General features: G+C 44.8%; 5 protein-coding genes. 4 read left to right on the top strand and 1 reads right to left on the bottom strand.

Annotated features, from left to right (window positions below):
- Positions 1–246: 246 nt before the first annotated feature.
- Entirely contained in the window at positions 247–2,418 is a 2,172-nt protein-coding gene (locus MUP17_09065; GenBank protein MCJ7459126.1) for an immune inhibitor A, read from the bottom strand.
- 353 nt (positions 2,419–2,771) lie between these two features.
- On the opposite strand from MUP17_09065, the gene MUP17_09060 reads away from it, so the two are divergent.
- The 4 genes from MUP17_09060 to MUP17_09045 form a co-directional block, all read left to right on the top strand.
- Positions 2,772–5,918, top strand: a complete 3,147-nt coding sequence (locus MUP17_09060; protein ID MCJ7459125.1) for a dockerin type I repeat-containing protein — start codon at positions 2,772–2,774, stop codon at positions 5,916–5,918.
- A gap of 281 nt (positions 5,919–6,199) precedes the next feature.
- Positions 6,200–7,738 (top strand): TldD/PmbA family protein, encoded by a 1,539-nt coding sequence (locus MUP17_09055; GenBank protein ID MCJ7459124.1) that lies wholly within the window; start codon positions 6,200–6,202, stop codon positions 7,736–7,738.
- 128 nt (positions 7,739–7,866) lie between these two features.
- Positions 7,867–9,210, top strand: coding sequence for a TldD/PmbA family protein (locus MUP17_09050; protein ID MCJ7459123.1), 1,344 nt, complete (start codon positions 7,867–7,869; stop codon positions 9,208–9,210).
- A gap of 464 nt (positions 9,211–9,674) precedes the next feature.
- Positions 9,675–11,200, top strand: a 1,526-nt coding sequence (locus MUP17_09045; GenBank protein MCJ7459122.1) for a tetratricopeptide repeat protein, incomplete at its 3' end; no start/stop codon positions are given.

The following is an 11,200-nucleotide window of genomic DNA, read 5'->3' as shown; positions in this document are numbered from 1 at the left end:
GGAAAAAAGAATGATCCAGAAGTAAATAAGCTTCATTTTCATCTTAGTTCACTCAGAGGTAGGTCGGGCTGTCCAGCCAGAGGCGGGACTGCCCGACAATCTTTCCAAATGTAGCATCCTCACTCCTGTGAGGACGCTCTGTTTTGCCAAGGGGACCGTCAACTTCAATCCGTTGCCACTGGAGTGGCAACGCTACGGTAATCCTGTGTCGGGTAGCTCACGCGACCCGACCTACCTTCCTTCATCTCAGTTCACGCATGGCGGAGGTCCGCCTTTGAACAGATAGTTTACCAGATAGACTATATCCGCCAGATTGACTTTCCCGTCATAGTTGGCATCGCCAGAATGCAAAGGAGCAGGCGCAGGTCCATGCTTGAAAAGATAGCTGACCAGATAGACGATATCTCCTATGGCGACCTTGCCATCCGCATTTGCATCCCCCCGGACGAAGTTAAGACCCACTGCTACCCTTATCCTGCTGCTCCAGGGACTTTCCTGGCCCTGAGCATCTTTTGCCTTTAGCTTGTAATAATAGACTCCGGAACATCCCTTTTTGACCGGATAGCTTTTCTTAGATATGGTATCAGCCAAAAGCGTGGATTTCTGAAATTGAGCCACCGGGTAGATATCATCCGCCCAGAATCCGGAATCAGCCAGTGATTCATCTGTCTTGTAATTAAACCTTAGAAGGATATCCTTTCCTCCGAACTGGCTCAAATCGAAAATCCCCTTTATCCAGCCAGCAGAACTCCCGGTTATCCCGTTTCCGAAATTCAGGCCGTTAGGATTGTCGTTTGTGGTGATGTTGCCGGGAATAGAATTAAAACTGCTTCCATCTTCTGAGGCTTCCAGGTAAAGGTAATCATACCCCGTTTCGATTTTATAATAACACCAGAAGGCCAAAGTGTCATTTGGTCGCACCGAAATGAAATCCGAGGTGGTCAGATAATTGTCCAAACTATTTCCAGAGCCAGAGAAAAAGGAATGCGTGGGCGAATAGCTTTTGCTGGTGCTGAGGGTAAATCCGATTGTGTCCCAGCCCGAAGAACCACTCTCCCCATCGAATTTCTTTACAACCAGATTCTCAAGCTCCATCAGAGAATAACTCAGCGGGGGGTTAAACGTGTCGGGATCCGCCCAGGTCAAGGTGAAGCTATCAGTAGAGACACTGTCTATTTGCGATAGAATCGGAGCAGAAGGCGCCAGTAGAACGTAAGGGTTGCCGGCTAAAGATGCGATGAAAAGATTCGGCTGCAGTTGCTGTTCACACAAAGTGCTGATCCTGGAAGGGTCAGGCCAGAAGCCATCGAACTGGTCCCCTACCTCAGGGGTAAAGGCGAAGATCTTTTTCTTCACGGTTTGCTCACCGTACATCCAGTCATCTGAGTCTCCATTGGTGAGATAGAGTACTTCCCAGGCTGTGCCGGTTGTGAATCCATTCAAGACACCAACGCTGTCTGCTATCGATTTGAAAACTGGTTGATCCGGAGTGTAGATATTATCATACCCCCAGGGGTATAGAAAATCGTTTCCGTAAGAATGATAATTCATTGCCAGGATAAATTTAGATGAATCGACAAATGCTCGTATGACCTGGGTCTCCGGCTCAGAAAAAGCAGCAGCTCCGCGGTAGGTCTCAGACCCAGGACTCGGTGAGGAGCCGTAGTTATCAAAACCCCATTTATACCCAAAGTTACGGTTTAAGTCTACACCGTAACTGCCTCCTGTATTGAGTCTTTTGTTTTTTCTCCACATTCCACCCCCCTGGGGGCTGTTCAGCCGATTGAACTCGTATCCATCCGGATTTATTATGGGAACAAACCATAATTCCCTGTTATTAACCAGATAGGTGACTGTGGAATCGGAGCCATAATTCTGACATAAGTATCGCATAAAATAAAGCAGTATTTCAATTCCGATAGGTTCCCTGGCATGGGTCAAAGCAGTATATAAAACCTCTGGCTCATTTTCATTCACCCCTGGATTATCAGAGATTTTCATCCCCCAGATGGCTCTTCCCTCTAAGGAATATCCGAGGATGATCTTAGACGTGGTTATACCTGGATACTGGTTATGAATTGAATCCAGGGCAGCCCCGGTCTCTGAATAGGTATGAAAACCACCCATACTGAGCGCTTTCTGCATTCTTTTCTGATAAAACGATGTTAAATCATCGATTGTCACTTCTACCTGATAACCTGAAGCTTTGAGTTTCTCTACTTCAGCCGAGTCTGAGATTATGTCCAGATATTTACCATATTCCAGATAAGCCCTGTCCAAATCCAGGCTTAAGACCTTCCTCATCTCCGATTTGTCTTTAAAGTATACCCGGGCTTGCAAGGGTTTATCTGCATAAGTTGATGAATAAAAGCTGAGACAGAAGAAGAGCACAAGATAAAGTCCGAAAAATTTCTTCATAATTGCTCCCTAAAAAAAATGTAAATAGATTAACCAAAAATCAAACTTATTCCTGAAATCAATTTAAATCAACTCCTCCCTTTGTCAAGAGAAATGAGAAACGTTTTTCATTCTCCTTCTTTGCAGTTAAGAAGTAAAATCACTTGTGCCTTTAAAAGCAGAATAACAAAAATATATACGAAAACCTCAAAAAAGTCTTTTTTGCCTTGACAATTATGAAGAAAAGGTTATACTAAAAAAGGAGTTGTCTCCTTATGCTTTTTTGAAAAATACAAGGTCAAAGTAGTAAGAAAATCAGTTTGTTCCTCGTTGTAAGTCTTTGTCTGATTTAAAATTTTAAAGATGGAGGTTTTATGTCAAGGAGGTTTTTGGTTTTTTTAGTCCCTCTGCTGGTCCTCTTTTTTGCCCCAGCAGCTTTTTCACAGGATCCTGGTAATCCCGACACCGTCAGGGTCGAGCAGAAGCTAACCGCAGGTCCCAGCCAGCAAATCACTGTCCAAGTTTATGTTATAAATGACGCAACTCTGGGAGGGTTTGTTATTCCATTATCTTTTTATAATTCGGACAATCTGGACGTGAAATGTGATTCCATTCACTGGTCTACAAGATTCACCAGTAACCTAGCCACTATGTATGCCGGTAGTCCTGGATATGAGAACTATGTGGATACAGTAAATCACAAGGTTAATATATGGGCTGTGTGGTATGGCACACCTCTTGCCACGGGAAATGGCCTTATATGCACCATATATTTCTCCACCGGTTCTACCTGGAAATCTGATATTGGAATAATAATCGATACCACTTTAGTCCCTCCGACCAATCAACTGGAATTTACTGATGCCGCTACCGCAAACGCATTTTTGCCTAAATATTCACCCGGATGTCTGGGCGCAGCTCTTCAGGTCTTATCTCCGAACGGGGGCGAGGTCTGGTACGTGGGCGAGAGTCATAATATACTCTGGAGGTCAGTCGGATTTTCAGGAAACGTTAAGCTTGAATTATCTACTAATTCCGGAACCTCCTGGTCGACCATCATAGCCAGCACTGGAAATACTGGGACATATCCCTGGACTATCCCGAATAACCCATCTGCCAATAACCGGGTGAGAGTCTCTGATGCAGCAGATGCCTCCCCAAAAGATGCCAGCAATGCCAACTTTTCGATACCGGATTTCACGATAGGAGGAACTCCTTCCTCCAGGGTAATAGATGTGGGAGCTTCTACCAGCTATACAGTGAATTTGGGTTATTTATACGGTTTTGCCCACCCTCTTACCTTATCCGTATCCGGACTTCCTTCAGGAGCAAGTGCAAGCTTTACACCGAACCCGGTAAATCCCCCGACCACTTCTTCGACGATGAATGTTAACACGACTGGCTCCACACCTGCTGGAACTTATACACTGACTATACAGGGTGTAGGAAGTCAGACTCACACCACTAATGTAACCCTTGTGGTCAATGCTGCCCCCTCGGCTTTTAATCTCTCTTCACCCGCAAATGGCTCCACTGTTTCTACCTTGACCCCAACCCTCACCTGGCAGCAAGCAACTGACCCTGACCCTCTGGATACTGTCAAGTATATTCTTTACTATACCCGTAAGAGCGATTTCAGTGCTTTTGATTCCATCCCCAGTATCAGCACCACTTCCCGAATTCTACCGACTCTGCAGGACGATACTGTATATTATTGGAAGGTTAGAGCAGTGGACAAATGGGGCAAATCAACCTGGAGTACCGGCACCTGGAATTTCCGGGTCTATTATCCGCAGCAACCTGCAACTTTCAGCTTGGTCTCCCCTACAGACAGGGATACCAGCTGGCAGCTTTCAGATACCTTAATCTGGAGAAAAACATCGGACCCTGATCCAGGTGATTCTATTTTGTATGACCTTTATATAGATTCCCGATCAGGTTTTCCCCAGCCAGTCATTATATCGAATCTGAAAGATACCACTTACGTTTTCACCGGCAGCGATGATAGCACCTATTACTGGAAAGTCCTGGCTAAAGATATCAATACCGCTGGCAGGTGGAGCACCCAGACTACCTGGCGGTTTTATATATATGTGCCACAAGCACCCAATCCTTTTGCCCTGTTAACCCCGGAAGATGAGGACACCGTAATTCTGCATCCGAAGATGGTTTGGCACAAGGCAACTGACCCTGATCCAGGGGATCAGCTGAAATATAGAGTTTACTGGTCACTTGACTCACTGGTTTATGTAGATTCAGCCACAACCGCTACAGTTAATGATACTTCTTATACTTTACCCGGGCTGATTAATGATACCGTCTATTATTGGAAAGTGAGGGTTATCGATAGATTCAACCTGACTGCCTGGAGCACTGAACCTTATCGAAGTTTCCGGGCTTTGAATGTTGCCCCTGCTTCATTCACCCTGATATCTCCATCCAATGCGGGAACTGTATCAGTTTTGACTCCGACTTTGAGATGGCACAAGCCTTATGACCCTGATCCGTCAGACCCGATTTCTTATATAGTCTATTATTCTCGGGACAACACTTTCGCAACGTATGACTCTACTTTAGCCACTGATACTTCCAAGGTCTTGCCGATTTTGTATGATGATTCCACCTATTACTGGAAAGTCAAAGCGAAAGACAGCTATGGTGCGACAAGCTGGAGCTTAGACCCGTATTGGAGTTTCCACGTTTATTATCCTCAACAACCGAATGCTTTCACCCTGGTCTTACCGCTCAACAACTCTACTTCAGCTGATTCTAACATAACTTTCTTCTGGCGATCTACTACTGACCCTGACCCGGGTGATTCGATTCTTTATGACTTTTATTATGATGACAACTCAGGATTCACTCATCCTACTATAATCTCAAACCTGAAAGACACTTCCAGAACAGTTACCTTGAGAGATGATAAGTCTTATTACTGGAAAGTTCTGGCAAAAGATATTAATACTGCAGGCAGATGGTCAACTGACGTCTTCAGGGTAAATACTTACGTGCCCCAGGCGCCCAGGGCTTTCAGCCTGCGTAAGCCGACCGATGGAGATACTCTTTCAAGTCTTAACGCTGACCTTTTCTGGCAGAAAACGACTGACCCTGATCCAGGGGATGTCATTAAATATGACCTGTATTATGACACCTCTCAAACATTCACCGCACCGGTAATAATACTGAATCTTAACGACACGGCTTATTCCACGCCCCAGCTTGAGCCCGGCGCTTTCTTCTGGTGGAAGGTCAAGGCAAAGGACAACAATACCGCAGGAACCTGGTCCACCCAGACCTACAAATTCTTCGTGCCGTCCTGTGTGCCGGGTAACATTAATGGTGATTCCCAGGTCAACGTCACAGACGTAATCCACTTGATTAACTACTTATTCAAAGGTGGACCTCCTCCCCAACCGATTTCAGCCTGCGGAGATGTCCAGTGTGACGGGAACGTTAATGTCACTGACGCCATTTTCATGATCAATTATCTTTTCAAAGGCGGTCCGCCTCCGGGCTGTTAAATAAATAGAAAGGGCCCTATAAGCCCCGCTCTTTTTAAAAGAGCGGGGCTTTTTTTAAGGATACGCTTTAGGTGGAACAGACGTCTCGTCTGTTCCAAGTTGAGAGGGCGAGGAAACCTCGTCCCTACCGATAAAAAGGGGCACGTGCACAGGCCTGTCCCTACCTTCCCTTGACCCCTCGACTCCTTGAATCCCCGAACCCTTTTTTTTCTTTGCACTTGACACCCAAGGAAAATTGGTTAAATTGCAGTCTGAATTATTTTTCTTCGAGGAGATTTTCTATGATGGAAAAAAATCGAAATCCTGTAAGCCGCAGGAGCTTTTTAAAAGGGGGAGTAGCCTTGCTAACCGCGCCTTTATGGCTTAATAGCGCATTTGGGTTCACGGAGGAGACCAAAGATATGCTGGAACAAGCCCTATCAGATGAGGAATTAAAGAAGCTGCTTGAAACAGCTTTATCCAGAGGGGGTGACTTTGCAGAGATCTACCTTCAGCATCTTATCCGCACTGAGATCCAATTGGATGAGGATAAGATCAAATCGTTCAACTTTGGCATAATCCAGGGTGGGGGTATCCGGGTAATTTCAGGAGAAAAAACCGGGTATGCCTTCTCAGACGATCTAAGCTTTCCTATGTTAAAAGAGGCAGCAGATGTGGCATCTTTCATAGCCAGCTCATCCAATATCCAGAAACCTGCGAACCTTTCGGCTCAGAAAATCAAACCATATTTCGTGCTCAATTCACCGATAGCTTTAGCCTCTGAATCAAAAAAAATAGACCTTTTGAAAAGGGCAAACCAGGCTGCCAGAGATTATGATAAGAGAATAGCGCAGGTCAGGGTAGATTATATGGACGAAGCCAAGAAGATTATGATAGTTAACTCTGACGGACTGAAAACTAAAGATGACCAGTTTATCACCAGATTAGCTGCTTATCCTTTAGCCTTGGAGGGAAGCAAAAGATTTGAAGGTTATGCCACTTTAGGTGGAAGAGTCGACCTGGACTATTTTAAAGAAAGTACACCTGAGATCGCAGGTAAAGAAGCTGCCAGGCAGGCAACCGTAATGCTTGGGGCAGAAGATGCTCCGGCAGGTTTAAATCCAGTAGTGGTTGCTGCAGGCTGGGGAGGGGTCTTGATTCACGAGGCGTTTGGACATTCCCTGGAAGGGGACGTCATCCGAAAGAAAACCTCTCTGATGGCAGATAAACTCGGGACAAAAGTCGCCTCTGATGTGGTCAACGTGGTGGATGATGCGACTATTCCTTATGGACGCGGCTCTTTTAACATAGACGACGAAGGAACTCCGGGCCAGAGAAAGGTTCTGGTGAAGGACGGGATATTGCAGGAGTATATGTATGACCTTCTGAATGCCAAGCTGATGAAAACCAAATCAACTGGAAACGGAAGAAGAAATTCATATCGGGAATATCCCATTCCCCGGATGACCAATATTTTCATTGACCAGGGTAAGACCGACCCTCAGGATATAATCAAATCAGTTAAAAAAGGAGTTTATGCCAAGGAGATGGGAGGCGGCTCAGTTGATACCACTTCTGGAAACTTCAACTTCCTGGTCAGAGAAGCTTACCTGATCGAGGATGGAAAGATAACCAGACCAATAAAAGGTGCGGTTTTAATAGGAAACGGACCAGAGGCGATTCAGAAAATTGAGATGGTGGGAAACGACCTGTATGTCTGCCAGACCACCGGCACTTGCGGAAAAGATGGTCAATGGGTTTATGCCGGGGTAGGCCAGCCCACGATCAAGTTCTCTGAAATAACCGTAGGAGGAACCGCTTTTAAGCCAACAGTGATATAGGAGAAAACATAAAGGTACTGACTGTTCAAACTGACTTTTAGTCAGGTTCAAACGGACTTCAGTCCTGTTTTCTTCATCGACGCCACTAAAGTAGCTGGGAAATGCTTGGAAGCAGGAAAGGAGAAAAAATGGAATATAAAGAGATTCTCGCAGAGATAATCAAAAAATCACTCAAAGCCGGGGCTGAGCAGGCAGAAGCTTATTTAGAGGAAAACAAGGAGCTTTTGATCCGGGTTAGAAAAGGTGAAATCGAGATTTTGAAAGAAGCTCAATCCAAGGGATTAGGAATCAGGCTTTTCGCAAAGAAAAAATTAGGGTTTACCTATACTTCGGATTTCAGCTTGAACGTATTAGATGAGTTAGTCAAAAAGACCGTTTTCTTAGCAAGGAACTCAAGTGCGGACGATTTCAACGGTCTGCCTGAAAAGATTGAGTCCTCTCCTGAAACTACGGATTTAAGAATCTATGACAGCCAGTTGAAGAATTTCCCCACGCAGATGAAGATAGATTTGGCAAAAAGAGCGGAAGATGCTTCCTTTGCTGCGGATAAGAAAATTACTAATTCCGACGGTGCAGAATACCGCGATCATGAAACGCGGGTCTACCTGGCTAACTCCTCTGGAGCGGATTTGAGTTTTCAAAGGACTTATATAAGTCTCTCCTGCTCACCGATAGCGGAAAAAGATGGGGAGAAAAGGTCTAACTACTTCTGGGATGCCAAATCCCTGTTAGAAGAGCTGGAGCCCCCGGAGAAAATAGGCAGGACTGCCACAGAAAGAACCATCAGGATGCTCGGCTCAAAGAAGATCGACACTCAAAAGGTGCCGATTATCTTTGACCCGTTTACTTCGTCCGGATTCCTGGCCGGGCTTTCCTATGGAGTAAACGGAGATTTGGCTTCAAAGAACTCGACTTTTCTGGCGAGAAGGCTTGATCAAAAAGTCGGCTCCGAGCTTCTAAATGTCTGGGACGATGGTTCCCTGCCCAAGGGTTTAGGTTCTCGTCCTTTTGACGGAGAAGGGACTCCTACCCAGAGGAAAAAGGTATTTGATAATGGAGTTTTGAAAACTTTTTTGCATAACAGTTATTCAGCCAGGAAAATGAAAACCATCTCAACCGGAAATGCCTCGCGCGGTTATGATTCGATCCCCAGAATTTCGGCTTTGAATTTCTATCTTGAAAACGGACAGACTGACCCTGCGGAGATAATTCGCAGTGTCAAAAAAGGTTTTTATGTGACCGACTTGGCCGGCTTCGGGATGAACATCGTTAGCGGGGACTACTCTCAAATGGCTGAAGGATTGTGGATTGAAGACGGCGTGCTCACCTTCCCGGTATCCCAGGTCACCATAGCCGGGACGATTCTGGAGATGTTGAACGGAATAGAGCTGGTGGGTAACGACCTGACCTTCAGGGGCAGTATCTCCGCTCCTACTTTGAAGTTCTCCGAGATGGTCGTCAGCGGAAAATAAACAGAAGATATTTAATGCTTGTAGGGGCACAGTCCCGCCGCTGGCGGGATGCCCCTACCCATGTTTACGCTATCTGTTGGTCTCCAGACCAACAGAGTAAGTGTATTTGGGCTTACCATCCCGTTAAATAACTCAGTTGACCTTTAGTCCCGTCGGGTCAGGGGACCCGACGGCCACATCCAGAATAATTTTTTCGTAGTTAGGATGCGTAGGGGCGACCCTCGTGGCCGCCCGCAGACCCAGGTTGAGGGCAACGTGGGTCTACTGTTTTTATAGATTTTGTGGTATCTTATAGTAACAATGCAGTTTACTCCTTCACCTCTAAGAAGCAAAAGATAGCTTGACTTTCAGGACTAAATAGATAAAATGTAGGAAACAAGAGCTTTTAAAGTAGCTGGGCTACAGGAATGTTTGTTTTAAGATTGTCTATTGCCGTTCAGCCCTGCAAATTGGAGGGTTAGGAGATGGCTGGAATCATACTAGGACTTATCGGAATCGTTTTAGGATTGGTTGGAATCTTTGTTACTATCATCGTTCCTTTAATAGGATACTTTTATCATAAGAGTAAAAAATTTAAAGCATTATATCATGTTATCTGGAAGAAATCCTCTTCTTTGAAGCCCGACGAGGTGTTAGGGGAGCGCCCTTACAAAGAATATTATTATTTGAGACCGGAAGATGAACTAATCGGTAAATGTTTAAAAAACAAAAGCAATGTTTTAATAATTGGTTCTCCTCTAAGTGGTAAAACCAGAGCAGCTTATCAAGCTTTAATCAGCCTGAACAAACGTTGTAATGTCCTGATACCAAGATGTGACAACATAAATCTGGAGACTTTCATATTCCCTAAAAATTTCAGGTTCTGGAGGCATCGCATTATCCTGATCGATGATCTGCACAGGTTTGTGGAACAACAAAACTTTGAGCATCTATTCAAAGTGGCAAAAGACAACTCTGCCATTATCGTTTCCACCTGTCGAGGAGAAATAGAGTATCAAAAAGTAAAAAATAAAATGGCAGAGAAAGGAATGGACTTAGAAAAAATATTTTGCGAAGTCATAGAACTGAAAAGAATATCTGAAGACGAAGGGAAAAAAATCGCTGGTCGAGTGGAGATAAAATGGGACGAAGTAAAATTTGACGGAACTGTAGGCTCAATTTTTATGCGTTTACTGGAAATGGAGAAAAGGTTTGATGAGTGCGATAATTTCGAAAAGACCATTCTGCGGGGTCTTAGAGATCTTTACCTTTGTGGAATTTTTGAAGAAAGACAAGTCTTCCCTTTGGAATGGATAAAAATTGTTGCTAAAAAAGAGGAATTAGAGGGAAAAGATTTTGAATGGACCGGCTGGCTGGAGAAATTGAAATCTAAAGAGTTCATAATCCTGGAGAAAGATAAAGTTCGGGCTGAAGAGGTCTATCTGGAATATATAGTCAAACCTAAAGAAAAACAACCGGCTTTGGAGCTTTTTAGAGAGACCTACTCTGCTTTCTCGGGAGTGCCTGCGGCATTGTTCGCGCTCGGAAACAGGGCTTGTGACCTTGGTGACATCAGGTTAGAAAAAGCAGAGTATCTGAAAATAGCAATCAAAGCCTATGAGGAAGCTCTTAAAGTCTATACTCTTGAACGCTTCCCTATGCAATATGCCGTGACCCAGAACAATCTCGGGAATGCATACGGAACCCTATCAGAGATTGACGCTAAAGCGGATAACTGCACAAAGGCAATCAAAGCCTTTGAGGAAGCTCTTAAAGTCTATACTCTTGAACGCTTCCCTATGGATTATGCCATGACCCAGAACAATCTCGGGAATGCATACAGAATCCTGGCAGAGGTTGAGGCTAAGGCTGAAAGCTGTAAAAAGGCAATCAAAGCCTGTGAGGAAGCTCTTAATGTCTATACTTTTGAACGCTTCTCAATGGATTATGCCATGACCCAGAACAATCTCGGGAATGCATACAGAACCCTGGCAGAGGTTGAGGCTAAGGC

The sequence above is a fragment of the Candidatus Zixiibacteriota bacterium genome, assembly GCA_022865345.1.
Lineage (GTDB): Bacteria > Zixibacteria > MSB-5A5 > MSB-5A5 > RBG-16-43-9 > RBG-16-43-9.
The sequence above is the reverse complement of the archived record's forward strand: the minus strand, read 5'-3'. Positions and strand labels throughout refer to the sequence as shown.

Coding starts and splice junctions, on each gene's coding strand:
- MUP17_09065 (MCJ7459126.1), bottom strand. CDS start 2,418: ATGAAGAAATTTTTCGGACTTTATCTTGTGCTCTTCTTCTGTCTCAGC.
- MUP17_09060 (MCJ7459125.1), top strand. CDS start 2,772: ATGTCAAGGAGGTTTTTGGTTTTTTTAGTCCCTCTGCTGGTCCTCTTT.
- MUP17_09055 (MCJ7459124.1), top strand. CDS start 6,200: ATGATGGAAAAAAATCGAAATCCTGTAAGCCGCAGGAGCTTTTTAAAA.
- MUP17_09050 (MCJ7459123.1), top strand. CDS start 7,867: ATGGAATATAAAGAGATTCTCGCAGAGATAATCAAAAAATCACTCAAA.